Annotated in this window: 22 protein-coding genes; 11 read left to right on the forward strand and 11 right to left on the reverse strand. The window is 45.4% G+C overall.

Features of this window, described 5'->3' with window-relative positions; all coding sequences use genetic code 11:
- Positions 1-149 precede the first annotated feature (149 nt).
- On the forward strand, positions 150-1,112 hold the full coding sequence (locus AABA11_RS02850; RefSeq protein WP_338265183.1) for a LysR family transcriptional regulator: 963 nt from the start codon (positions 150-152) through the stop codon (positions 1,110-1,112).
- A 36-nt stretch (positions 1,113-1,148) separates the two neighbouring features.
- Here AABA11_RS02850 and AABA11_RS02855 read toward each other — a convergent pair whose 3' ends face one another.
- Entirely contained in the window at positions 1,149-1,574 is a 426-nt protein-coding gene (locus tag AABA11_RS02855) for a VOC family protein (protein ID WP_338265185.1), read from the reverse strand.
- Between the two features lie 100 nt (positions 1,575-1,674).
- On the opposite strand from AABA11_RS02855, the gene AABA11_RS02860 reads away from it, so the two are divergent.
- Together AABA11_RS02860 and AABA11_RS02865 are read left to right on the forward strand one after the other, a co-directional pair.
- Complete coding sequence (locus AABA11_RS02860) at positions 1,675-2,547, forward strand: LysR substrate-binding domain-containing protein (RefSeq protein ID WP_338265187.1); 873 nt, start codon at positions 1,675-1,677, stop codon at positions 2,545-2,547.
- A gap of 54 nt (positions 2,548-2,601) precedes the next feature.
- Positions 2,602-3,837 (forward strand): NAD(P)/FAD-dependent oxidoreductase, encoded by a 1,236-nt coding sequence (locus tag AABA11_RS02865; protein WP_338265189.1) that lies wholly within the window; start codon positions 2,602-2,604, stop codon positions 3,835-3,837.
- 84 nt (positions 3,838-3,921) lie between these two features.
- Here the strand turns inward: AABA11_RS02865 and AABA11_RS02870 are convergent, their stop codons facing one another.
- The 4 genes from AABA11_RS02870 to msrA form a co-directional block, all read right to left on the reverse strand.
- Positions 3,922-4,446 carry a peroxiredoxin gene (locus AABA11_RS02870; RefSeq protein WP_338265191.1) on the reverse strand — a complete coding sequence of 175 codons (525 nt, stop codon included), beginning with the start codon at positions 4,444-4,446 and terminating at the stop codon, positions 3,922-3,924.
- Positions 4,447-4,480: 34 nt separating this feature from the next.
- Positions 4,481-5,218 carry an oxygen-insensitive NADPH nitroreductase gene (gene nfsA, locus AABA11_RS02875; RefSeq protein WP_338265193.1) on the reverse strand — a complete coding sequence of 246 codons (738 nt, stop codon included), beginning with the start codon at positions 5,216-5,218 and terminating at the stop codon, positions 4,481-4,483.
- A 145-nt stretch (positions 5,219-5,363) separates the two neighbouring features.
- On the reverse strand, positions 5,364-5,933 hold the full coding sequence (locus AABA11_RS02880) for a porin family protein (protein WP_338265195.1): 570 nt from the start codon (positions 5,931-5,933) through the stop codon (positions 5,364-5,366).
- Positions 5,934-6,141: 208 nt separating this feature from the next.
- On the reverse strand, positions 6,142-6,768 hold the full coding sequence (gene msrA, locus AABA11_RS02885) for a peptide-methionine (S)-S-oxide reductase MsrA (RefSeq protein ID WP_338265197.1): 627 nt from the start codon (positions 6,766-6,768) through the stop codon (positions 6,142-6,144).
- Positions 6,769-7,052: 284 nt separating this feature from the next.
- On the opposite strand from msrA, the gene AABA11_RS02890 reads away from it, so the two are divergent.
- The 3 genes from AABA11_RS02890 to AABA11_RS02900 all read left to right on the forward strand — a co-directional run bounded on the left by AABA11_RS02890 (position 7,053) and on the right by AABA11_RS02900 (position 9,839).
- Positions 7,053-7,829 (forward strand): ferredoxin--NADP reductase, encoded by a 777-nt coding sequence (locus AABA11_RS02890; RefSeq protein ID WP_338265199.1) that lies wholly within the window; start codon positions 7,053-7,055, stop codon positions 7,827-7,829.
- Positions 7,830-7,874: 45 nt separating this feature from the next.
- Complete coding sequence (gene yghU, locus AABA11_RS02895) at positions 7,875-8,738, forward strand: glutathione-dependent disulfide-bond oxidoreductase (RefSeq protein ID WP_338265201.1); 864 nt, start codon at positions 7,875-7,877, stop codon at positions 8,736-8,738.
- Between the two features lie 291 nt (positions 8,739-9,029).
- Complete coding sequence (locus AABA11_RS02900) at positions 9,030-9,839, forward strand: SHOCT domain-containing protein (protein ID WP_338265202.1); 810 nt, start codon at positions 9,030-9,032, stop codon at positions 9,837-9,839.
- Between the two features lie 92 nt (positions 9,840-9,931).
- On the opposite strand, the gene AABA11_RS02905 is transcribed toward AABA11_RS02900, so the two are convergent.
- Positions 9,932-11,896: a putative bifunctional diguanylate cyclase/phosphodiesterase gene (locus AABA11_RS02905; protein WP_338265204.1), complete on the reverse strand. Its 1,965-nt coding sequence runs from the start codon at positions 11,894-11,896 to the stop codon at positions 9,932-9,934.
- 27 nt (positions 11,897-11,923) lie between these two features.
- Complete coding sequence (locus tag AABA11_RS02910; protein WP_265727310.1) at positions 11,924-12,142, reverse strand: YgaP family membrane protein; 219 nt, start codon at positions 12,140-12,142, stop codon at positions 11,924-11,926.
- A gap of 285 nt (positions 12,143-12,427) precedes the next feature.
- Here AABA11_RS02910 and AABA11_RS02915 point away from each other — a divergent pair, with 285 nt between their 5' ends.
- The 4 genes from AABA11_RS02915 (at position 12,428) to AABA11_RS02930 (ending at position 17,271) form a co-directional block, all read left to right on the forward strand.
- Positions 12,428-14,809: an EAL domain-containing protein gene (locus tag AABA11_RS02915; RefSeq protein WP_338265205.1), complete on the forward strand. Its 2,382-nt coding sequence runs from the start codon at positions 12,428-12,430 to the stop codon at positions 14,807-14,809.
- A gap of 83 nt (positions 14,810-14,892) precedes the next feature.
- Complete coding sequence (locus tag AABA11_RS02920) at positions 14,893-15,915, forward strand: Stealth CR1 domain-containing protein (RefSeq protein WP_338265206.1); 1,023 nt, start codon at positions 14,893-14,895, stop codon at positions 15,913-15,915.
- A 107-nt stretch (positions 15,916-16,022) separates the two neighbouring features.
- Positions 16,023-16,580, forward strand: coding sequence for an HD domain-containing protein (locus tag AABA11_RS02925; RefSeq protein WP_338265209.1), 558 nt, complete (start codon positions 16,023-16,025; stop codon positions 16,578-16,580).
- Between the two features lie 196 nt (positions 16,581-16,776).
- Positions 16,777-17,271, forward strand: a complete 495-nt coding sequence (locus tag AABA11_RS02930; RefSeq protein ID WP_338265212.1) for a phosphatase domain-containing protein — start codon at positions 16,777-16,779, stop codon at positions 17,269-17,271.
- A gap of 19 nt (positions 17,272-17,290) precedes the next feature.
- Here the strand turns inward: AABA11_RS02930 and modF are convergent, their stop codons facing one another.
- A complete protein-coding gene (gene modF / locus AABA11_RS02935; protein ID WP_338265215.1) occupies positions 17,291-18,727 on the reverse strand; it encodes a molybdate ABC transporter ATP-binding protein ModF in 1,437 nt (478 codons plus the stop codon).
- Between the two features lie 148 nt (positions 18,728-18,875).
- On the reverse strand, positions 18,876-20,348 hold the full coding sequence (ilvC, locus tag AABA11_RS02940) for a ketol-acid reductoisomerase (RefSeq protein ID WP_338265218.1): 1,473 nt from the start codon (positions 20,346-20,348) through the stop codon (positions 18,876-18,878).
- 221 nt (positions 20,349-20,569) lie between these two features.
- Here ilvC and ilvY point away from each other — a divergent pair, with 221 nt between their 5' ends.
- Positions 20,570-21,463, forward strand: a complete 894-nt coding sequence (gene ilvY, locus AABA11_RS02945; protein WP_265727303.1) for an HTH-type transcriptional activator IlvY — start codon at positions 20,570-20,572, stop codon at positions 21,461-21,463.
- Between the two features lie 35 nt (positions 21,464-21,498).
- On the opposite strand, the gene AABA11_RS02950 is transcribed toward ilvY, so the two are convergent.
- Both AABA11_RS02950 and AABA11_RS02955 read right to left on the reverse strand, forming a co-directional pair.
- Entirely contained in the window at positions 21,499-22,545 is a 1,047-nt protein-coding gene (locus AABA11_RS02950) for a Fe(3+) ABC transporter substrate-binding protein (protein ID WP_265727302.1), read from the reverse strand.
- Between the two features lie 89 nt (positions 22,546-22,634).
- A complete protein-coding gene (locus AABA11_RS02955) occupies positions 22,635-23,861 on the reverse strand; it encodes a sensor domain-containing diguanylate cyclase (RefSeq protein ID WP_265727301.1) in 1,227 nt (408 codons plus the stop codon).
- Positions 23,862-24,068 lie beyond the last annotated feature (207 nt).

The raw sequence follows: 24,068 nt of genomic DNA on the forward strand, positions 1-24,068 counted from the left end.
TCTCCATGAAAAGTAGTGACGCTCTGGTTCGAGCAAGTTGGCGCTATGGTAACTAGGCTTTATCGAATGAAAAACAGGGTTTTTATTGAATTATTATCAAATTATATTTGATAATAATGTCTGTGTTTTTCGCTAAAAAAGGGGTTGCCATGCAGTTAGAGGATCTTCGTGTTGTGTTAAAAGTGGCGGAGTGTCGAAGTATTACCGCGGCGGCTACACATTTAGACATGCAAATGGCAACCGCCAGCGCTGCGGTTAAACGAGTGGAGGCGGCGCTTGGTGTTGAGCTGTTTGTGCGCACCACACGGCACCTTCGATTGTCGACAGCGGGTGAGCGTTATTTACCACAATGCACGGCGGCTCTGTCGATGTTGGACCAAGCGAAGCAAACCATTCATAACGATTTGGATATCATCAGCGGGGAAATTCGTTTAGCGGTATCGTCTGATTTGGGGCGAAACATCGCGATCCCTTGGGTAGATGATTTTATGGAACAGTATCCACAAGTCACGTTAAGAGCGCACATTAGTGACAGTAATATTGATTTCTATCGAGATGCGTTGGATGTCGCTCTGCGTTATGGCGCGCCTGCGGATTCAAATTTGTACGGTTTTAAAATATGTAATGTGCCTCGATTATTGGTGGCCAGTCCCATGTATTTGGAAAAACACGGTACGCCCAAACACCCTAAAGATTTGCTCAATCACCAAGGTTTGTTTTATCAGCTGCAAAATATTTTGAACGACACTTGGCACTTCTCATACAAAGAGTCAGGTAACGAGTCAGGCGCAGATAAATCTTACAAAATTAAGCCCAAAGCCTATTGTGCCGCGAACGATGGCGACTTGGTGAGACGTTGGTGTGTGGCTGGAAAAGGTGTGGCAATAAAGTCCTCATTGGATATTTCGCGTGATTTACTGGCTGGTCGAGTGGTTTCTCTTATGCCTGATTATAAAATCCCCCAAGGTGAGCTTTGGTTAATTAGCCCGAGCCGCCAATCCATTACACCAACCGTGCGCCTTTTGCGAGATATGTTTCGAGAGCGCACAAGGGCGCTTTTGACCCAATTAGTCGAGCAAGGTTTATTGGAAAAAAGTGTATTAATAGATTGAGTGGAAAGGGTGTTTTTTCACTCAATCTATTTTGCATTATTTTGCGAACAACTGACTCATGTCTTTGAAGGCTTTGAACTCTAGAGCATTGCCACAAGGATCAAGGAAAAACATGGTAGCTTGCTCGCCCACTTGGCCTTTAAATCGAATATACGGCTCAATAATGAACTCTGTGTTGGCGGCCTTGAGTCGCGTCGCTAATGCTTCCCATTGCTCCCACGTTAATACCACACCAAAATGCGGAACGGGCACATCGTGTCCATCTACTGAGTTCGTACCAGCTGCTTGCTGGTATGGCATTTTTGGGTGATGGTGGATAACCAGTTGGTGACCAAAGAAATTGAAATCTACCCAAGCTTCCGCGGATCGTCCTTCTTCTAAACCGAATACATCACGATAAAACGCGCGTGCTAATGGGACGTCGAAAACGGGAATGGCAAGGTGAAAAGGTTGTACGTTCATTTTTTATTTCCTGCAGATGACTAACTTTAAGGATTGTATGTCGATAAATAGAACAATAATATCAATGAATATTTTTATAATTGATAAGAAAAAATGATCAATGATTAAAGAACTTAACACACTGATTGCCGTCGCTGAGGAAGGTACGTTTGCCGCAGCGGGCCATAAAATCGGCTTAACTCAGGCTGCTGTAAGCGCACAAATACAGCGATTAGAAAGTGAATTAGGCTTGGCTTTGTTTGATCGAGTAGGGCGATCCGCACATCTTAATCATGCTGGGCTGACCGTATTGGAACAGGCGAAAGAGATAGTAGAGCGCTGCCGTCAATTAGGCACGACACCGCATGCATCGGAAGGCATTAAACTCATTAATGTTGGTGCGATTACCTCGATACAAAGAACGCTTTTACCTGGGGTGTTGGCAAAATTTCATCTTCAGCACACTCATTGCCGAACACGAATATTTCCTGGTGTTTCTATGGCGTTGTTGGATCAGGTGGATTCAGGAGAGTTGGATCTTGCGATCATGATTCGACCGACGTTTGTGGTGCATTCAGATTTGATATGGGAAGCCTTGATAGAGGAACCGTTTGTCCTAATCGTCCCTCGACGTTATGACGTTAATGATTGGGAATCAGCGCTCAAGCAATCTCCCTTTATTCGTTACGATCGAACCTCGTTTGGTGGACGGCAAGTGGATAAATTGTTGCAGCAACTGCCTTTTGATCTTGATGAAAAGTGTGAAGTTGATGAGATAGGAGCAATTGTAAAGCTGGTCGAATTGGGAGTTGGTGTCGCGATTGTGCCACAAACTGATGAGCATCGAATCTGGCCTAAGTCCGTTAAAGCGTTCGCGTTAGGAGGCCATAACATCAAACGCGAAATCGGCTTGGTGTATAAAAAACACGCACGTCTTGATCCTGATATAAAGGGATTCATTCAGTTGATCAAAATGTCACGTGAGTTGCTATAGTGATGATAGTAAATGGTTTTGATTGGCCAATTATAATGATGTCGAGGTTAGGGTATGGCGGAATTTCTTGTTCTGGGTGCGGGAATGGTTGGTGTGAGCAGTGCCTTAGCGCTGCAAGCTCGTGGTCATCAGGTTACCATTGTTGATCGTAAGGGCGCAGGGTTAGAAACCAGTTACGGTAACGCGGGGATGATCCAAGTTGAGGCGGCAGAACCGTATGCTTTGCCAAGAGACTTGGTGACGCTATTTAAATATGCGCTGGAAATAAGTAACGACGTGACGTGGAAAATGCGCGGTGCAGTACAAATGGCGCCGGCTCTGTGGTCGTATTTCCGCTACTCTTCCCCTGAAAAACACGCACATATCTCTCAATTCTATTCGCGGTTAGTGGCGCGCTCTACCGAAGATCATCGACCTTTAATCCGTGATGCTAAGGCTGAATCGTTAATACGCCATTGTGGTCTGGTTATGTTGCATCGCAACGAAAAGGCGTTTGAAAAAACCGCTAAAAAGGCTGCTTTCCTTAGGCAAGAATATGGTGTCCTGTCCGATATTTTTGATGGCAAGCGTTATCTGAAAGAAGAGCCTGCTTTGAAGAAAGCCCCAGCAGGCGCTGTGCATTTTACGCAAAGCTGGAGCTGTTCTTCGCCGGGAGAGTTGACCGAAGCCTATTGTGACTTATTCGTTAAACGTGGAGGCCGATTTGTCACGGGAGAGGCAAATACGTTGCAGCACACAGTATCGGGTTGGCAGATTCTCACCAGTGAAGGGGAACTGAAAGCGGAGCAAGTGGTGGTGGCGCTAGGGCCGTGGTCACCAGAGCTGTTATCGCGTTTTGGTTATCGAATTCCTATGGTATACAAGCGTGGTTATCATGGTCATTTTAATGCGCCAAAAACACTACAACGGCCATTTTTAGACGTGGAAAATGGTGTATTGGCAGCGCCGATGATAAAAGGGTTAAGAGTGACAACGGGGGCGGCTTTGGTGCCGCGAAATGCACCGATAGACACAAGGCAGCTAAAACGTGGTGCTGTGGCATTGAGTGAAATCATCGATTTAGGGGAACAAGTAAAAGAGCCGCAATGGATGGGAACTCGTCCTTGCATGCCCGATATGCTGCCTCTTGTGGGTGAAGCGCCACATCATAAAGGCCTATGGTTTCACTTTGGGCATGGACATCAAGGCTTTACCTTGGGGCCGACCACCGCGGAATTGTTGATGCAAGTTATGGAAGGCGAAAGCAGCGAGTTGCTTGATGCGCTGTCACCGGTCGGGCGTTTATCTTAATCGTTTACAAGAGTGTGGCAAAAAAGCAGGCTTTTATGACGACAGCCTGCTGTTCATTGTGCGCATGAAAAATAGCCGTTTGAATTAACGGCTTTTTAAGTAATTCAGCATGGTGTCGGCATCAGACACTTCAAATGGGTCGCTTGGCGCGTCGTCTTGGAAACCTGCTTCAGAGAACATTTTTTTGATTTCGCCGTTTTCAACGTACATTGCGTAACGCCAGCTGCGCATACCAAAACCTAAGTTGTCTTTTTTAACCAGCATGCCCATTTTACGAGTAAAGTCGCCGTTGCCGTCAGGCAGAAGGAAAACGTTTTTCGCGTTTTGGCTTTTGCCCCATTGGAACATCACAAATGCATCGTTCACAGAAACACAAATTACCGCGTCTACGCCTTGGGCTTTGAATTCTTCGTACAGCGCTTCATAGCGTGGTAAGTGAGACGTTGAGCACGTTGGTGTAAAGGCGCCTGGCAAAGAAAAAACAACAACGTTTTTGTTGTCGAATAAATCTGCGGTTGCGACATCTTTCCATTCGAATGGGTTTGGTCCACCCAGTTCTTCATTGCGTACACGTGTTTTAAAGATAACGTTTGGGACATTAGTGATCATGTGCTTTCCTCAGTTGATAAATACAATATAGAGATTAACGCTTTAAAAAACCTTGTTGTTGCAAAAAGCTTAACATGTGTTCGCGCTTTTTCTTTTGCACTGCGGCGGCGGTTTGTTCTGACCAGTTACTGGTTTTTTGATTGTCGCCACGGCTTTGGTAATAGGCTTGCATTTGTGTGTCGTAAGCTTTTACATCGTCTGCGCAACGGCGGCTGTCGTAACTGTCTTTATGAAGGATAACATCGACAGGCAAACGTGGTTTGAGGTCTGGTTGTGCATCGGGATAACCAAGGCACAGGCCAAATATAGGGTAAACGTGTTTTGGCAAATTAAGTATGTCGGCAACTTGTGCGGGGTCGTTACGAATGCCGCCAATAAACACGGCACCAAGGCCAACGGATTCCGCTCCTAACATGAGGTTTTGCGCAAAAAACGTGGCGTCGGTTGTCGCTGCGATAAAATGTTCAGTGTTGCCTTCGAGTTCGCCTAATCCTTGCTCTATGCTGCAATGTTCCACTCGGGTTAAATCCGCGCAAATTACTAGAAATTCGGCGGCTGATTCGACCCATTTTTGACCACCGGCCAACGCCGCCATCTTTTGACGGTTGTCTTTGTTGGACACTTGGATCAAAGAATATGCCTGAATAAAACTGGAAGAAGCGGCACCTTGGGCGGCTTGTATCAGCTGTTTGAGTAAGGCGTCATCAATCGGTTGTTGGGTGTATTGGCGAATGGATTTATGGTTGGTTTGAGCTTGCAGAATGGGGTTCATAGTCGACATCTTTTGAAAATGAGATGCATAGATACTAGAGGCTTAGCGCCAAAGGGTCAAAGACCCATCGCGGGGGATTGTGCATAAAAAGAAGAAGACAGGCTCGATGACGCCTGTCTTCTTCTGGGATTGGAGGAAATGGGGATTAAAAACGGTATTCTGCACCGACACTGGCTTGGTTGAAGTCGGTTTTGAACTTTGAATCAGAGCTGACGTTGTCTGCGTTTAGGTCAACGTCGTACCAGGTGTATTGTGCATTTAGCAATAAGTTTTCTGTGACGTTAAAGTTGACACCAGCACCAGCGAACAAACTGCGATCGTCTGAGTGGCCGGAAACCGAGGCAATATTGTAGTCGGTTTTGTGCCAGAGCTGGCCAGCTTTAGCGAACACTTCTACTGTCTGAGTGATCGGGATGGTGCCTTTTAGAGCCGCAGTGTAACCCGTGGTTTCTGCATTCGCGGCGCGGCCACCATATTTACCGAAATCAATGTAACTGCCTTCCAAAGCAAGAAACGAGTTCAAGCGATAGCCGACTACGCCTTGAACCATGTCGTTGTTGTCGTCAAAGTCATCATCACTGTCTACTTTGAGATACCCATAATTACCACCAACATAAAAACCGCTGTTATTTTCTGTCATGTCTTGCGCCTTTGCGGCGGCACTTAACGAGGCGATAACCATACTGCCCGCAAGGATTGGAATGATTTTTTTCATCGTAAAACTCCTTTTCGTTACTGAGATAGAACTCCGCGAGTTGAATTTTTACTCTGATATAGGGAGGCTAAGATGGCTAGCTTTTCGACGTGGTTTACCTATTTGCTTCAATTTCTATGCGCAAAATCGAGGGACAAAACGTTTTGCTGATACTTAGAAAAGTGAGAGCGCACACGAAAATACGCAGGCGTGCACTCTGTTTTGCTGTTTAATGGTATTTCTTGCTGGCGACTTCACCCCAAAGACGCTCAAGTTTATTATCTCGACCACAACTTGCTCGGTAGTAAGCATAACGAAGTGGGTTTTTAGTGTAGTAACTTTGGTGATATTCCTCTGCTGGGTAGAAGGTTGTTGCTGGTAGGATTTCTGTCACCACGTCATTCTTAAACGGCTTGGTGTTGTTCACTTTGGCTAAAGACGCGTCGAAGACGGCTTTTTGTTCGGCATTTTGGTAGAACATTGCGGTTTTGTAAGGTGAGCCTTTGTCGCAGAATTGGCCTTCTGCGTCAGTTGGGTCGATGGTTTTCCAGTAATAGTCTGAGAGCGCTTTGAGTGAGACGACGGCGTCGTCAAAGTGAATTTCAACGGCCTCAAAATGGCCGGTTTTTCCCGACGATACTTTTTTGTAGGTTGGGTTTTCCGTGTCTCCTCCGATGTACCCAGAGACAACATCGCTGACGCCTTGTACGGCTTCAAAATCCGATTCTACACACCAAAAGCAACCGCCAGCGACGATCATGGTTTGTGGTGCGGCGTGTGATAAGCCGCTAAAAGAGACCGCTCCGCCGAGCAGCAATAAACCGAAAGTGTTACTGAGTAAATGTCGAGTTTTCATGTTGAGTGTCCTTATTATCCTGTGAGCGCACCGGATCGATAACGCGGTTAGCCATAGCGTCTTTTTCATGCTGCTAACTCTTTGACGTACAGCAGAGCACTTTTCTTACAATGAATTTTACCTTCCTATTTCTTAACGTATTTGCTGCCCATTTGGATGTCATGCTGTTTAAACCGTTATTCTATATATGCTCAGCATATTAAAGTCATTTAAATTATCGATTATATAAATATAGGGTTGTCTAATAGTATTCATGGCAATCAGCGTATTTATTAGGGGAAGGTATGAGTGCTTTTGCGACCGAACGCGTGTTGAGCGTTCACCATTGGGACGACAATTTGTTCAGCTTTAAAACCACACGTAATCCAAGCTTGCGATTCGATAATGGTCAGTTTGTCATGATTGGGTTAGAAACAGAGACGCGTCCTTTGATGCGTGCTTACAGTATAGCGAGTCCGAATTACGAAGAGCATTTGGAGTTTTTCAGTATCAAGGTACCCAATGGGCCGTTGACTTCACGCTTGCAGCACTTGGAAGTCGGCGACGAAGTCTTGGTCAGTCGCAAACCCACAGGCACGTTGGTAACGCGTGATTTACACCCTGGTAAGCACCTGTATTTGTTATCAACGGGCACGGGTTTAGCGCCTTTTTTAAGTGTCATTCAAGATTTTGATGCTTATGAGCAGTACGAAAAAATTGTGCTGATTCATGGTGTTCGTCATGTAAGCGAGTTGGCGTATGCGGACTTTATAGAAAAGGAATTGCCCGACAACGAATTTTTTGGTGAGCAAGTACGTGAAAAACTGATTTATTATCCGACAGTCACTCGAGAAGCCTTTCGGAACCAAGGGCGCCTGACGGACTTGATTCGCAGTGGCAAATTAGCTGAAGATATTGGCTTGCCTCAGTTAAACCCAGAGCACGACCGAGCCATGATTTGCGGCAGTCCGAGTATGCTAAAAGACACGTCCGCTTTATTGAATGAGTTGGGGTTTCATGAGTCCCCAAAAATTGGTGTACCTGGGGATTATGTGATCGAGCGAGCGTTTGTTGAACATTAAGCGTGGAAGCTTTTCTTCTACCCAGAAAGAATTTTAGGAGATGTTATGAGTTCTGATACCAAGTTGAATCAAGACTATGTGCCACAAAAAGTATGGACGTGGGATGCTGAAAGCGGTGGCAAATTTGCCAGCATCAATCGTCCTGTTTCAGGCGCCACCCATGAAAAGGTATTACCCGTTGGAAAGCATCCACTGCAGTTGCATTCGTTGGCGACACCAAACGGCCAAAAAGTCACCATTATGCTGGAAGAGCTATTGGCGCTAGGAATCAGTGCTGCTGAATACGACGCGTATTTGATTAACATTGGCGAAGGTAATCAGTTTGGTTCTGGCTTTGTCGAGATTAACCCAAACTCTAAAATCCCTGCGTTGATGGATCACAGCACAACGCCACCGACTCGTGTGTTTGAGTCGGGTTCTATTTTGCAGTATTTGGCTGAAAAATTTGATGCCTTGATACCAAAAGACCTAGCGGCAAAAACGGAATGTCGTAATTGGCTGTTCTGGCAAATGGGTTCTGCGCCGTATTTAGGGGGCGGCTTTGGTCATTTTTATGCGTATGCGCCGACTAAAATGCAATATCCGATTGATCGCTTTACCATGGAAACCAAACGTCAGTTAGATGTCTTGGATAAGCAGTTAGCTAAGAACACTTACATGGCGGGCGACGAATACTCAATCGCGGATATCGCTATTTGGCCTTGGTACGGCAATTTAGTTTTGGGTAACTTGTACGATGCCGCAGAATTTTTGGATGTAACCAGCTATAAAAACGTGTTGCGTTGGGCAAAAGCCATTGAGCAACGTCCAGCCGTGCAGCGCGGACGCATTGTGAATAAATCTTTTGGCGACGGAGCGAAACTGGAAGAGCGTCATGATGCGTCGGATATTGATGTGCTCATGAAATAAAATTAGGCTCAGTCGCCGGATATTCAAAAGAGGCAAGCCATATAGTGGTTTGTCTCTTTTTTGTGGCAAAAAAAGTATGCTCAGAAAATAAACAGTTATTTGTGTCTATTCAGCTCTTGTCACGATTTTGTAAGACGTGTCTGTGTTAGAGTAGAGATCTACGAAACCTGTTGGCCAGCATGATGCTGCAACCTACTCTTTGTTTGTGTCCATGTACTAGGCGATGTTTGCCTTTTTTGCGGCGGATAGATAAAAGAGAACAGCTCTACGTCTTATTTAGAGAGCTTTACCATGCAAAATTTAACGCAAGATGGACAAAACCTAGTAAATTCCCTTTCCCGTCGTTACAACCTAAGCTTTGATGCCGTGATGCACATGCTGATTGCCGTAAACAACGGTAGTGGTTCGATGGCGCAGTTCAACTGTCCCGAGCTAGGTGGTGGCGGTCAGTGGATGCGTGGTGGAATGACTATGGTTGGAGACATGTTCAACTATGGTTTGAAATCAACAGTGGATAACTTGTGTAATGAATTGGCTAATGGTCTTGCCAATATGCAGGTATTCATGCCGTTAGCAAAGGGCTCTAAATCTAGCAATCAATGGTGGCCTGACGATCTGGGTCAGCCTTTTAGCAGCGGTGCACAAAACAGCACACGTTACGCTATTTTTCCGAATCGCCTAGCGGTAGAAGTGAATGGCAACGTAACGGTTTACGATACGTTAGACAACAACATTGGTGGCATAAGCCAGCAGCAGGGCGGTAACTCATCACTGACTTTTTCCAGCCAATATGGCACGATTCCGGTTAATACCTTACCTATTGTTTCTGGTGTAGATTCGTCTGACTCAAATGTGAACAATCATGCATTACAACAGTCAGCTCAACAAAACCTAGTACCACAGAATAACTTTGTGGCTCCGTCTGCGCCAATGGCGTTTACACCAGCTCCTGCAATGCAAACGCCTCAGAACTTGACGGATACAGCATCGGTCGATGAAGTTATCCAGTTGATTGAAAAATTAGCGAAGTTACGTGATATGGGGGCTATTTCAGACAACGAATACAATTTGAAAAAAACGGATTTGCTTAACCGTATTTGATGTAGAGGGCTGATTTGATCCAACATAAGTATTAAACAGCGTACAAGCATACAAAAGACAAGTCACCTTAGACTTGTCTTTTGTATGTCATGTTACGAGATTGGTAAAAACACATTATTAAGCAATAATGGCTCTATTTCCTCTACTGGCATGGGTTTAGCGAAATAGTAACCTTGCCCATACAAGCAGCCCATCTCTATCAGCAAATCGGCTTGCGCTTTGTTTTCTACGCCTTCAGCAATGGCTTTGCTGTCAAAGGTTTTCGCTAATGAGATGGCCAACGCCGCCACTGCTTGTTTTTTTACGTCCTGTTCAATGTCAATGATAAAGGATCGATCAATTTTGATGTGGTTCACGTTTAGATTACTGATGTACGAGAGCGAGCTCATCCCAGTGCCAAAATCATCAATGGCGAGCTTAATTCCCGCTTGTTTGAAGTCACTAAGACGGCAGGAAATATAGTCTATGTTGATGCTGGTGGAAGACTCTATTAGCTCGATTTCTAAGTAACCTGAGTTGATCGCGTATTTTTCCAAAAGGGTAAATGTGTAATCCAATAATTCAGGGTCGAGAAGGTTATAAGGCGATAAATTGATGGCAATAGGCGTATAAATTCCTTGTTTTTGCCACTGCGATAATTGCTCTATGGCGTTTAAAATAATATAACGTCCAAATTCTTGTACGCGTCCACTTTGCTCTATCAGGTCAATAAAATGATAGGGCGACAACAATCCGTCGGTCGGGTGATACCATCTTGCTAAGCCTTCAACACCAATGATCTGGCCATCGGCGAGTGACACTTTTGGCTGATAATGCAGTTTGATCTGGTTGTCGGTGAGCGCGTTTTCTAGGTCGGCACGTAGACGCAGCCTTTGATGACCACGTTGCGTGTTTCGTTCGCTGAATAAACTCCAGCCGCTGCGTTTCTGTTTGGCTTCGTACATGGCGACGTCGGCCAATGTGATCAGGGACTCGGCATTGTTCGTATGGCTAGGGTAGTGAGAAATGCCAATGCTGGCGCCCGTGTTGATCGACAACTTATTGATCATTACGGGTTCATTGCACACCTCTATTAAACGTTGCGCGAGGTCTTTTGCGTCCGTTATATCCATTTCGGGCGCCCAAACGATGAATTCATCGCCTCCTAATCGCACCAAAGTCTGTGTGTTGTTCAAGGCATTTTGTAGCTTTTGGGCGACGTCGATCAGTAATGAGTCTCCTGCCGCGTGGCCAAATGTGTCGTTAACTTCTTTGAATTTGTCTAAATCAATGACAAAAAGAGAACCTTGTTTGGGCGCAGGCATGTTGTGATAGTCTGATTTTTTATCGATGGAAGTAGGGCATAAATCGATACTTTGCATCAGATTGGTTAGATACAGCCGATTTGGTAATCCTGTTAAGGCATCGTGCGTAGCCAAGCGAGCCAGCGCATCATTCTTGTTTTGCACGCGCTTGTTCATCCATGACGACAAGGTGAGCGCAAGCCACGCCGCTAACCAGAACACAATGACCGAGGTGATAATAAGGCGTTGCATGACAAACTTTAGGGTGTCGTCTAGGCTTTGAGACGTTTTAACAATGGTGATTTGGTATCGGTCATCTTGTATGACTTGCCATAGCAAGGTGACGTCGTCCACTTCTGTAACGCCATTGGGTATATCCGCCATGTGCGACGTTATAATCGGATAAACGGGCAACTTCGAGATCAAATAGTCAATTTTTTCCTCGTCAATGTTGTGGTTCATCGACCACTTCATGTCGGAATTAGACACTTTTATATAGAGCTGAGCTACCGAAAAATGATTGCTAAAGTACACCAAGCTAACGAGTTCTGACAGGTGTTGCTGAGAGTCGTTTTTCGACAACAAGATTTCACCATGCAAAAACATGGCTTGTCGATGAAGGGAATCTAGCTCCGTTTTAAGCCCTAAGTCCGCCGCGAGTCGATACGACACCACGACATAAATAGTGGCGACAGATAACGCGACGCTGAGACACACAAGCATCAACTTTATGCGAAAGGATTTGTCTCTTTGTAACTCTAAAATGGGTGGCATAAGCTTCCAAAAAGTAAGCGTGTCGGGTTAATCATGTTTCTTTTTGTAAGTGTTTATTCCCGCAAGGTGATAAACCGGACACCAACCGAAAAACAAAGAAATCAAATTCAAGGCGCCAAACACGCCGAGCAATACTTCCAGTATTGGCTCTTGTAAATACTCACCGTTAAACAGCGCAAACCCTGTAAATACAATGCCAACGACACCGCGGATGATCCGATCGAGTGAATTCAAATTCTTTTTCATGTTCGTTTCCTGCTTAGAGAAGAAAGGACTTTGATTTATAAATAATCAAACTTACCCTCTGAATAAACAAGGTAGAGACTGTAAGTAAATGCGTCGCAATGTAATTTGGCTGCTTTCTGGTTATTTTTTGAAATTGAAATGCGCATCCGCGCGCACGGTGCGGCGAGAAATATGGATCATAAAGCCCTATACTGAGCGGACTATATTCCAGACGATCCTTTGTAGACGGTGCTGTAAGTCCTGTTCTTAGGCGTACTCTGAGACCCTAATTCAAGGTTAATGCAAATGCTGATATTGCTTTTCGCTCAGGTTGGTCTTTTTTCTTTGTTTCCTTTGTTTTTCTCTTTTCTTAGCCACAGCGTGAGACGTGGCGCATTTTATATTTACATTGCTTTGGTGCTTTTGATCGGGGGCTTTTTTGGCAATGTATACAGCATCCCCATTAACGAGCATATCAATATCTCTGGCGGCAACCTTTGCTATGGCGCATTTATGATGGCGTCGGTTTTGTTTGTTTTTCTCGAAAGGGATGTTTTCATTCTGCGTAATTTGGTGCGCCTTGTTATTTTGGTCGATACCTTTAATGTGCTTTTTTCTATGCTGGTTGGCGCAATGTTAACGACGCCCGGCATGATCAATCCACACAATATCCCGTCGGCTTTTTTTGATGTGTCGGTTCCATTCATTATTTTGGGTGGAACACTGATTATTTCAGAATTACTTCTGCTGTTTTATTGCTTCGATGCCATTAAAAAGCGCCAATGGTCTTATGGTGCGACCAGTGCCCTGTACATTTTGTTGTTTATTTTTGTGCTGTGTTTGGATGGCGTGCTATTCCCCCTTATCGCCTTTGGGGTGAATCAAATGGTGATCGATATCGTCATTGGTGGGTTGAGCGGCAAAGTCATCATGGCGTGTTCTTTCAGCGTTCCTTTGTTGGGCTTTGCACTATTTAGACATAAGCATCTGTCGGCGTATTTTGCGAGTGACGCCGTAAAATGGTCATCGTTTTTTTCGTTGAACAGTCAATTAAAGCAAGAGTTGTCAGAGAAAAATTACGGCCTAAAACAAGCCTCTACCGTTTTTAATAATGTCAAAGAAGGCTTGGCCATCGTGGACGATAAGGGGTTTATTATCAAAGCGAATCCTGCGTTTTGTTCTATGGTTGGCCTTCCTTCTATCGTGGAGCCTGGTTCTACGTCTGTTAATACGCTGTTTGCCTTTGCGGCGTCCAATGAACTTCCAGAAGAAAAAGAAGCCCATTGGCGAGGCGAAGTGAGTTTTGGGGGCACATCACAGGGTTTGCTGACCATCACGCCGGTTGGGGCCGAATCTAGCCAGAGCGAAACCTATATTTATGCGTTGGTGAATATTGATGAGCTGAAAGAAACGCAAAACAAGCTGTTCTATTTGACGCGGCATGATCCATTAACCGGATTGGAAAACAGACGGGCTTTAGACGATTTGATCCGAGACTATTCTGATAATGACATGTGTTTGATTGTGGTCGATTTGGATCACTTTAAAGACGTTAACGACAGCTATGGTCATGGTTCTGGCGACATTGTTTTGTCTGTCATTGGTCAGCGTTTGTTGGGCGCATTGAGTCATATCCCGACATTGACCGCGCACGTTTGTCGCACCGGCGGTGATGAATTTGCAATCTTGGTTATGACTTCCGATCAGGGCGCCATTGATCGACTGAATCGCGCGGTTCAAGAAGCCTGTAAAGCACTGATTACATTGCCTCAAGGAAGTGAAATTTATGTGTCTGCGACACTGGGAGTGAGCTTTCAGGGGCTAAAAGACAACGGTGATATTCTGCAAGAAGCCGACTCTGCATTGTATGCCGCAAAACACGAACGACGTGGCAGCATTGGTTTTTACGAAGAAAAACTCACCAGTGTCAGTCAGAGGAAACTGCAGTTAAGCGTGAAACTGAAACAGGCATTAGAGACGGAACAGTTGCGCGTTTTTTACCAACCACAATATGCGAGCGAAACACTCCAGATAGTCGGGGTTGAGGCTTTGGTCCGTTGGCATGATGCCGAATGGGGTTGGATTGGTCCGGATGAATTTATTCCTGTTGCAGAAGAGATGGGTTTGATCGAAAGGCTAGGAGAATGGGTGTTGTTAACGTCCTGTACACAAGGCAAATTGTGGCTGGACAATGGCATTAAGGGCATCAAAATGTCGGTCAATGTGTCGGCCCATCAGCTCCGATTTGGACAGTTTATGGGCACAGTAAAGCAGGCGTTGATAAAAAGTCGCTTTCCTGCGGAATTATTGCAACTTGAGCTGACAGAGTCGTCGTTTATCGAACGTGAGCAAGAAGTCATCCCACAGCTTATTGCGCTAAAAAGTTTGGGTGTTCAACTGGCCATAGACGATTTTGGGACAGGGTATTCCTCTTTGTCGTACGTTGCTACTTTGCCTTGGGACACATTGAAAATAGACCGCAGCTTTATCAACCGCTTGCCGGAAGACAAAGCACAACGCCAAATGACGGATACAATTCTTCAACTGGCCAAAAATATGGATTTGTCGATTGTCGTAGAAGGGGTCGAAACGCAAGCGCAGTTCGATTACCTGCGTTCGAAAAAGTGTGAAGTCATTCAAGGGTACTATTTCTCACCTGCCGTGCCTGCTGAGAAAATTACATTCTAAGCCAATAGGTTAGTAGCAGACACTGAGAATAGAATAGTGCGACAATATCGAATGACCTTTGACATCATCTAAGAGATCACCACGTGGCACAAAAACAGACAGAGACCGAAAAAACAAGCAATACAACAGCGCGCCAGCTTGAACCGATTGATGCCGTCATTACTTGGGTGGATGGAAGCACAGCGAAACACCAACAGAAACGACAAAAATACATGGCAATGGAGTCTTTGCCACTGAATGAAAATGCTTCTAACCCACATCGATGGTTATGCAACGATGAGATTTTGTACTGCATTCAGTCGATTGAAAATCATGCGCCCTGGATAGGAAAGATTTGGATTGTGGTTGACGATGAAGGTCCCGACTTATCCAGCCTCTCGGACAACATCAGAGCCAAGGTGCATCTTGCCTATCATTCGGAACTATTTGATGGCTTCACGCAGGTGTTGCCGACCTTCAACTCGTTAACCATCGAAAGTATGCTCTGGCGGATTGAGGGGCTGAGTGAGCGCTTTATCTATTTTAATGATGATGTATTCTTGGCCGCGCCGCTAAAACCAACCGATGTTTTTGACGGGCTGACGCCTGTTTTGCGTGGCAAATGGGTGGATTATAGCGGTTTGCTTCATGATGCAGAAATGCGCCATCACCCAGCGAAATTTCATTATTTTATGCAGATCAATGCGGCCAATATCATTGGCTTTCCGTCGACTGACGTGTTTTCTTCGGCTCACGTGGTGCATCCTTTTCGACGTTCAATCATGGCCGAGCTGTTTGCTCGATATCCCGACGAGTTTCTCCAGAACATCAAATACAGGTTTCGTAATCTGGCGCAATTTTTCCCTCAAGGTCTCCATAATCACGCTTGCCTCCGCGACCAAAAAGCCAAGGTCAGCACGACAGTCGATCATCTTCATATCATAAGCGGGCAAGGAAAAGGCCAGCCGCCAGCTGACACTCTTGCCTTGCTGAGCAAAGCGACAGAACCTGACATTAAGTTTTTGTGTGTGAACGATCTTCCGCAGTTGGTCGAAATTATCCCCGATGCACGAGACTGGATTGCGCAAGCGATAGGCGGTTTTCCTGAGCCGGTTGTTGTTAAATAGTTGACATGTTTGGTCATCGTCAGATGACCTTGCAACTTAGGGTCGAATTCTGCACGCTTCTTGGTTACTCTGGATCCTATTTAGTCAGCAGCAGATGAAGAGCCGCCATGTTGGATACGAAGAGTTCATACGCCATAGAACAACAACTTCACTTTTTACGTGAGATAGACCAACTCAAATCGGTCATCCGTAAGTCGCCTTTGATTGATCAATCAAGACGAGAAAATTCCGCTGAACATTCTTGGCATTTGGCCATGTACGCTTTCATTCTAAAGGACCGTTCTGACAAAGAAATCAATATAGACCGAGTGATCAAAATGCTATTGATACATGATATTGTCGAAATTGATGCAGGCGATCACCCCATTCACGAAACAACCGATAACAGCGCACAAGAGGAAGCAGAACAACAAGCCGCAGAACGTATTTTTGGTTTATTGCCAACGTCACAAGGCGAAGAGCTCAAAGCCCTTTGGTACGAATTTGAAGCCGCAGAATCCAATGATGCCGTCTTCGCAAAATCTCTAGATCGTCTACAGCCACTGATTCATAACGTCGCCACCGAGGGTGGTACTTGGGTGGAAGGGAAGGTGACTCACGAACAAGTGGAACAGCGCTATGGTTCCGTGATCAGCGGGGGGCTCAGACGATTTGGCAGGTGGTAAAAACATTAGTAAGTAAACACTTTCAGTCGAAGTAGCTCTGTTGAAGTTAAGCGGTCGAAGTCATCATGAATTACGCGGGGAGGATTTGTTTATCTCGTCACAAAAATGACTTAACAGGCAGCTATTATGAAATAGGCAGCACTGAAGGTTACTTTTAGGTAACGTATTCAAAAAATGGCTTGAGGAGAAATAAGCTATGTCTCATCCCTATGATATTTTGCCCGTTTTGCAGGGCGCGCGGTTTATTTTTACACCGTGTCCTGGCACCAAAGAAGAGGACTTAGTTCGCTCCGTTGCGACGCTAAAAGTCGCAGGAACGGACGCCGTGATCAGTTTGTTGTCGAATACAGAACTAGGGATGCTAGGCGTGGCCGCTTTAGGTGATGAAATTCAACGCCATAACATGGCGTGGTATCAGCTGCCAATCGAAGACGATTGCGCACCGCAGGCGCCGTTCTTCGACGTGTTTGAATTAGTCAAAGACGATCTGCAAGTTCGCCTAGACAGTGGCGAGACTATTGCCATTCACTGTCGTGGCGGCACCGGACGTACCGGCCTAATGGCCGCCATCTTATTACTGGAAGCCGGCGAGTCTTGGGAGACGGTGAAAAATCAGATCCAATCGATTCGCCCCAAAGCGCTCACCCTTGCGCCGCACCTAGCCTATATTGAACAGAACTATTTAGACTAAATGATGGTTGAAAGAGAACCTAATTCTTCTTCAACCCCAAGTAGTTCTCTATCCCTTTGATCTGGTCTTCCGCGTGGTGGTTGACGTAGAGCACTGTGGTTTCTTTCCCTTCACAAATTTTCTCGATAAGAGCGAGGACGAGTTGGCGGTTCATGTCGTCTAGTCCGAGGCAAGGTTCGTCTAGGATCAAGAGTGGCGGGTGTTTCACCATGGCGCGGGCGATGAGTAATAAACGCTGGTCGCCGTAGGAAAGCTTGTTAAATGGCTGATCGGCGCGGTCTGCCATGCCGAGTAGTGCAAGCCATTGGTCGGCGATTTTCTTTTGATTGTCGGTGGATTTGCTGTACATGCCGATGCTGTCGTAGAAGCCGGAAATAATGACGTTTTTACAGCTGGTGCTGACGCGGTATTCCCATTGCAGTGCCGTGGAAACATAGCCGATAAATTGTTTGATCTGCCAAATGCTTTCGCCGTTGCCACGTTGGAAACCAAAGACAAAAATATCGTTGGTGTAGCATTGTGGATGATCGCCGGTGATCAAAGATAAAACGCCTGTTTTGCCGCTGCCGTTGGGGCCGCTAAGTTGCCAATGTTGGCCTTGTTCAATGGTCCAATCCAACTTATCAACAATCACGGTATCGCCGTATTGGATGGTCGCCTTGTTCAGCTTGACGAGCGGTTGGCTTGGGTCGAGTGCGGGCAGTTTGTTCGCTGGATCGGCCTCTGGTACGCTGAGATCCGTGGTTTTCAAATGCAGTAATTGATAAAGCTCGTTGAAGGCGTTTTCGTCTTGTTTGTCTACGGTAATAGTCAGTTTGCCATTGTCCATGTAGGCGACGTGAGTGATGAAGTCTGGCATTTCATCAAAACGGTTTAGCACCAGGATCATCGGTGTGGTGTCTATGATGGAGGCTAGATGTGCTTGCAGCATGGCAAGCGTGTCCACGTCTAAGCCATCGAAGGGCTCGTCTAAGATAAGCAAGTCTGGTTTGCTCGACAAGGCTCGAATTAGCATGACTTTGCGAGTTTCACCTGTGGAAAGTTTACGAAAGGCGCGGTCGAGTAGTTTGCTTAAACCAAATTTTTCTACCAAGGTTTGAGCAAGCTCTGGGTCTTGGCAATGGTCGAAAATCATTTCATGAACGGGGGTGCCAAGAGAAATCACATCCATGATGTCGGCGTCGTCTTTTTTCAGCTCTTTGGCAATTAGCTCGGCTTGGGCTTCAAAAGACACCAATCCAACATTTTTTGGAAGGCCCGTTACTATGCCGTTTTCAATATCGCCAACGCCTGCCAGCACGGCGGCCAAAGCCGATTTACCCGCACCGTTGGTGCCAGTGATGACCCAATGTTGGTTAGGTTCAATGGTCCAGTCAATCTCGCTTAGCGTAAAGCGATCATCAAAGTTCACTGTTACTTTATCAAATAGAATATTGTCTAAGCGGATGCTGTCCATGGTATTTCCTAATGCTTTGTTGATAACAAGTAGAGACAAAAAAGCCGAGTTTTGAAGCTCGGCTTTTTATGGGTAACTTACGATGTTATGAGTTCGCCAACACTTGGTGTAACAAAGTATTGGCGAGCACAGTAGTCGTACAATCGTATTAAACGATCTTCTTCATATCCGCCATGTGACCGCGCAATACCGCACCAACCGCTTCTACTGGGTGAGAGCGAAGCGCTGCGTTTACTTCGATCAAGCGCTTGTTGTCTACGCCATTGTCTTCTACAGAAAGACCTTTACCGATCACGTCGGTTTTGATGTCTTTCATGAAGTCAGCCAATAGTGGTACACAAGCGTGGTTGTATAGGTAGCAACCGTATTCCGCAGTATCAGAGATTGTCGCGTTCATTTCGTACAATTTCTTACGAGCGATGGTGTTCGCGATTAATGGCGTTTCGTGTAGAGACTCGTAGTATGCAGATTCAGCGATGATACCAGCCGCTGTCATAGTTTCGAAAGCAAGCTCAACGCCCGCTTTAACCATAGCCACCATCAAGATACCGTTGTCGAAGAATTCTTGTTCAGAAATCTCTACATCGCCAGCAGGTGTTTTCTCGAAGTTTGTTTCCGCTGTGTCTGCACGCCATTGAAGCAAGTTTTTGTCATCGTTCGCCCAATCTTCCATCATAGTTTGAGAGAAGTGGCCGCTGATGATGTCGTCTTGGTGCTTGTTGTATAGCGGGCGCATGATCACTTTCAACTCTTCAGAAAGATCGAATGCTTTGATCTTAGCTGGGTTAGAAAGACGATCTAGCATGTTAGTCACGCCGCCGTATTTCAATGCTTCAGTGATGGTTTCCCAACCGTATTGGATCAAACGAGATGCGTAACCAGGGTCGATGCCTTCTTCAACCATCTTGTCGAAGCAAAGGATAGAACCTGTTTGCAACATACCACAAAGGATAGTTTGTTCGCCCATAAGGTCAGATTTTACTTCTGCGATGAAAGAAGACATCAAAACGCCTGCTTTGTGACCGCCAGTACCAACAGCGTACGCTTTTGCTAGTGCAAGACCTTCGCCTTTAGGATCGTTGTCTTCGTGTACTGCGATCAGTGTTGGAACACCGAAACCACGAACGTATTCTGCGCGAACTTCAGAACCAGGGCACTTAGGTGCCACCATGATTACTGTTAGATCTTCGCGGATTTTCATGCCTTCTTCTACGATGTTGAAACCGTGAGAGTAAGACAAGCAAGCGCCTTGCTTCATAAGAGGCATAACCGCTTGAACAACAGGCGTGTGTTGCTTATCTGGTGTTAGGTTCAAAACAACGTCAGCTGTTGGGATCAAGTCTTCGTAAGTGCCAACAACAAAACCGTTTTCAGTCGCGTTTTTCCAAGACTGACGTTTTTGTGCAATTGCTTCAGGACGCAAAGCGTAAGAAACGTCTAGACCAGAATCACGTAGGTTCAAGCCTTGGTTAAGACCTTGTGCGCCACAACCGATAACAACCATTTTTTTGCCTTTAAGCGCTTCTACACCGTCTGAAAATTCAGAGCTGTTCATGAAACGACATTTTGCTAGTTCTGCTAGTTGCTCGCGTAGCGGCAAAGTATTGAAGTAATTAGCCATGGTAAACACACCTTTTGAATTAATGTATCAGCGATAAAAACACGCCGATATTAAAAATGGATGACACAGTCGCCAAGCAATGCTTTTCCTGACGTCCTGCGAGTAAGGCTAATGTATCTCAGTGGAGTGATTTCGTAAATTGATATATTTGCAAAGTAGTGTCCCATTTTTTGCAAACATGTTTTATGATGTTTGAACAGTCATCGTACGAAGGTTTCATCATGAATATTAAGACGCTTAAACAGTTCCTCGCTTTGGCGGAAACCTTGAATTTTGGGCGCGCCAGCGACGAATGCCACATCAGTATTTCTGCTATGTCACGCAATATTCGACAGTTAGAAGAGGAGCTTGGCGTGGCGTTGTTCAACCGCGATAACCGTACGGTGGTATTAACCCAAGAAGGACAAAAGTTTCTTAAATACGCGCGTGATACCAGCCGACAATGGAATTTGATTCGTCATGAATTGACGGACAATTCCGATCAGCTCAGTGGTGAAATTAGTTTATATGGCTCGGTCACAGCCAGTTACAGTTTTTTGTATGAGTTGCTGCGCCGCTTTCGCGTGGCCTATCCTGGGATAGAGATCAAACTGCGTACGGGCGATCCAGAACACGCGATTGCCCATATTTTGGATGATAAAGAAGACATCAGCATTGCCGCACGCCCTGCGAATTTACCACGCGGGTTAGATTTCAAACCGATTGCCATCTCACCGTTGTTGTTTATTGCTCCTCTTGAGCAGCAAGTACCCAACGTACCCACCACCGCCCCAAACACAAAAGCAGAGTGGGCGCACATCCCCATGATTCTGTCAGAAAGTGGGGTGTCCCGAACACGCATTGACGAATGGTTTCGTCAACTCGACATCGCGCCAAAAATTTACGCCCAAGTAACGGGTAACGAAGCGATTGTAAGTATGGTGAGTTTGGGCTTTGGCATCGGCGTGGTGCCAAAAATTGTATTGGACAACAGTCCGTTAAGAGATCGTATTCAAGTATTGGATGTGAAGCCTGAATTGGAACCCTATGACATAGGTCTGTTCACATTGAAGAAAAGTTTGAAAAATCCGCTGGTAGAGGCGTTTTGGAGTTTAATGGAAGAGGAGGCTTTATAGCCTCCTCTTGTTTTTGCTGTTGGTTCAGTGGCGGTTTATTTCCAACCACCTTGGTCCATCAGTGTCACCGCTTGGCGGTTGTTTTCACCCAGCACACTCAAAGACACTGTATCGGCTTTAAAGTCACCAAACGTCGCTAAGCTTTTTGGTGGTGCTACGCCGTCAATAACAGGGTATTCATTATTCACCTTGGCGTACCATTCTTGGCTTTGTTTATTCGTTAAAAAGTCGATTAATTGTTTGGCGTTGTTGGTGTTTTTAGACGATTTCGTTATGCCAATACCACTGACATTGACGTGAGCGCCACGTTCGTTGTCGGCTTGGTTCGGCCAGAACATTTTTAGCTTATTAAAGACCGCGCGGTCTTCCGGCTTGTCACTTAACCCTAAACGACCAAAGTAGTAAGTGTTTGCAACCGCGATATCACAAACACCCGCTGCTGCCGCTTTGATTTGATCCGTATCGCCACCCGCTGGCGGACGTGCAAAGTTTGCAACCAAACCTTTAATCCATTCCAGTGTTTGTTTTTCACCGTTGGCATCGATCATGGACGCAACCAAAGATTGGTTATAGATGTTGCTTGACGAACGAATGCAGATTTTACCTTTCCATTTTGGGTCAGCAAGGTCTTCGTAAGTTGACAAGTCAGCGGCAGAGACAGTCTCTGGATTATAAAGAATGACGCGAGCGCGCTGAGACAAACCGTACCAATAGCCTTCACGGTCTTTTAGATATTCGGGTACAACGTTGTTTAGGTGGTCTGTGTCAAACGATTGCAATACACCAGCGTCTTTTGCTCGATACAGACGTCCAGCATCCACTGTGATAAATACATCGGCTGGGCTAGCATCACCTTCTGACTTTAGACGGCTTAACAAGGCGTCTGCATTGCCAGTGATTAGGTTGACTTTGACGTTATTTTCTTTTGAAAAAGTGTCTAGAAGTGGAGCGATAAGCGCCTCACTGCGTGCTGAATACACATTCACTTCACCGCTAGCGTGAGCGGAAGCTGAACTGAAAGCGAGTATTGATGTTGCGCCAGCTAAAGTGAGAAGTGACGTTTTTGTTATTGGATGCTTCATTACAATTACCTATCTATAGTGGAAAGTTCAATGTATTGCGTTCGCTATAGACAGACAGTAATGGAAATCGTTCCCGTTAAGTTTTAAATTTATAAAAAAGCTGGGCAAACGCAATTTCTGCCATTGGATTTTGCTTCATAAAGGGCTTTGTCGACCATTTCGAGCGCATTTTCCAGCGCTGAACTGGGGTCTAGTTCTATCACTCCCGCAGACAAGGTAATTCGTACTTCTTGCTGGTTGATCGTAAAAGAATGTGTCGACATGCCTTTGCAGAGGCTTTCTGCCATTTTTAATGCGGCTTCCATGTCTGTGTTGCGCATCAGCACATAAAACTCCTCACCGCCCACACGAAAAACATTGTCACTGCCTCTTAGTTGGTTTTGGAGCCAATTCGCAATCAGTTGCAATGCTTGATCGCCGCCGCCGTGGCCAAATTTGTCGTTGATTTTTTTGAAAAAATCGACATCAAGGGTCATCAGGCTGAGTTTTTGTTTTGACTTTTCATGATTGTCGAATTCTTCATGAATGACGATGTTAAATTCTCTGCGATTGCCAATACCCGTTAGAGGGTCAGTTCGCGTGGCTTTTTCCAACTTGTGCATCAGTTGGTTGCGCTCGGTTATGTCGAGCATCACACCGACTTGCCCAGCGATTTGTCCGTTGGCTTTGGTGAAAACTGCTTTGTTGAACTCAATTTCACGTAAGCCAGCGTTGCAAAATTGTACGGGCGCTTCATAGCGCTGGGTGCCACCTTGAGCCAAGAGTTTGCAGTCTGCTTCGTAGTATTTATCAGCCAAATGCTTTGGAGCAATATCATAAACAGAATGGCCAATAATCTGGTTACGAGAGCGCCCAATAGACTCGCAAAATGCGGCGTTGCAGCCTCGATAAATATGCAGTTGATCTTTGAAAAATATCGGCGCAGGGATCGCGTCAATAATGACTTGGAGTATGTCGTCTTCGGTTCTGTTAGAACGGGTTAAGGCGAATTTAGACAGTTCAGAAATGAGCCAACTGATCAGATGGTTGTCGTTATAAGCGAAGCAATTAGTTGCTCCTTTTTTGATCCACTCAATGCTGCGGTCTAAGTTCCACTCTTCCAGAATAATAATGGTTCTTCTGGACGACAGCATTGGCCAATCTTGCGCGCTGATATCGCTTTCAGCAAGCAAAACAAGTGATGTGACTGGGGATTGATCAATACCCTGTATCGCTTGCCATTCCACTGTCTGTCCATAAGACAAAAGTTGTGTTTCTACTAATTGCGCCTTCCATGATGCTAATTGTGGTGAAAAATATAGTATCGAAGGGGTCATACTGCTCTTTTTTTATATTGATTACGTTAATTATTTTGTCACAGTTGTTTAATACAATGTGTAATTAAGTGTTGGTTTTTTATGGTAAGTCAGTATATCGGTTTTTTATCGATTGTTCTTTATTTGTGCAACGCTAAGCGCAAACTCTTCCCCTGTACTAAAATGTCAATAAACATCCATATTTGCCTATTTCGTTGTTAATTAAAA

Source organism: Marinomonas pontica (assembly GCF_036322735.1).
Lineage (GTDB): Bacteria > Pseudomonadota > Gammaproteobacteria > Pseudomonadales > Marinomonadaceae > Marinomonas > Marinomonas pontica.

Bases quoted from the DNA above. Each gene is read 5' to 3' on its own strand.
- AABA11_RS02850 (WP_338265183.1), top strand. From the start codon at position 150: ATGCAGTTAGAGGATCTTCGTGTTGTGTTAAAAGTGGCGGAGTGTCGA.
- AABA11_RS02855 (WP_338265185.1), bottom strand. From the start codon at position 1,574: ATGAACGTACAACCTTTTCACCTTGCCATTCCCGTTTTCGACGTCCCA.
- AABA11_RS02860 (WP_338265187.1), top strand. From the start codon at position 1,675: ATGATTAAAGAACTTAACACACTGATTGCCGTCGCTGAGGAAGGTACG.
- AABA11_RS02865 (WP_338265189.1), top strand. From the start codon at position 2,602: ATGGCGGAATTTCTTGTTCTGGGTGCGGGAATGGTTGGTGTGAGCAGT.
- AABA11_RS02870 (WP_338265191.1), bottom strand. From the start codon at position 4,446: ATGATCACTAATGTCCCAAACGTTATCTTTAAAACACGTGTACGCAAT.
- nfsA (WP_338265193.1), bottom strand. From the start codon at position 5,218: ATGAACCCCATTCTGCAAGCTCAAACCAACCATAAATCCATTCGCCAA.
- AABA11_RS02880 (WP_338265195.1), bottom strand. From the start codon at position 5,933: ATGAAAAAAATCATTCCAATCCTTGCGGGCAGTATGGTTATCGCCTCG.
- msrA (WP_338265197.1), bottom strand. From the start codon at position 6,768: ATGAAAACTCGACATTTACTCAGTAACACTTTCGGTTTATTGCTGCTC.
- AABA11_RS02890 (WP_338265199.1), top strand. From the start codon at position 7,053: ATGAGTGCTTTTGCGACCGAACGCGTGTTGAGCGTTCACCATTGGGAC.
- yghU (WP_338265201.1), top strand. From the start codon at position 7,875: ATGAGTTCTGATACCAAGTTGAATCAAGACTATGTGCCACAAAAAGTA.
- AABA11_RS02900 (WP_338265202.1), top strand. From the start codon at position 9,030: ATGCAAAATTTAACGCAAGATGGACAAAACCTAGTAAATTCCCTTTCC.
- AABA11_RS02905 (WP_338265204.1), bottom strand. From the start codon at position 11,896: ATGCCACCCATTTTAGAGTTACAAAGAGACAAATCCTTTCGCATAAAG.
- AABA11_RS02910 (WP_265727310.1), bottom strand. From the start codon at position 12,142: ATGAAAAAGAATTTGAATTCACTCGATCGGATCATCCGCGGTGTCGTT.
- AABA11_RS02915 (WP_338265205.1), top strand. From the start codon at position 12,428: ATGCTGATATTGCTTTTCGCTCAGGTTGGTCTTTTTTCTTTGTTTCCT.
- AABA11_RS02925 (WP_338265209.1), top strand. From the start codon at position 16,023: ATGTTGGATACGAAGAGTTCATACGCCATAGAACAACAACTTCACTTT.
- AABA11_RS02930 (WP_338265212.1), top strand. From the start codon at position 16,777: ATGTCTCATCCCTATGATATTTTGCCCGTTTTGCAGGGCGCGCGGTTT.
- modF (WP_338265215.1), bottom strand. From the start codon at position 18,727: ATGGACAGCATCCGCTTAGACAATATTCTATTTGATAAAGTAACAGTG.
- ilvC (WP_338265218.1), bottom strand. From the start codon at position 20,348: ATGGCTAATTACTTCAATACTTTGCCGCTACGCGAGCAACTAGCAGAA.
- ilvY (WP_265727303.1), top strand. From the start codon at position 20,570: ATGAATATTAAGACGCTTAAACAGTTCCTCGCTTTGGCGGAAACCTTG.
- AABA11_RS02950 (WP_265727302.1), bottom strand. From the start codon at position 22,545: ATGAAGCATCCAATAACAAAAACGTCACTTCTCACTTTAGCTGGCGCA.
- AABA11_RS02955 (WP_265727301.1), bottom strand. From the start codon at position 23,861: ATGACCCCTTCGATACTATATTTTTCACCACAATTAGCATCATGGAAG.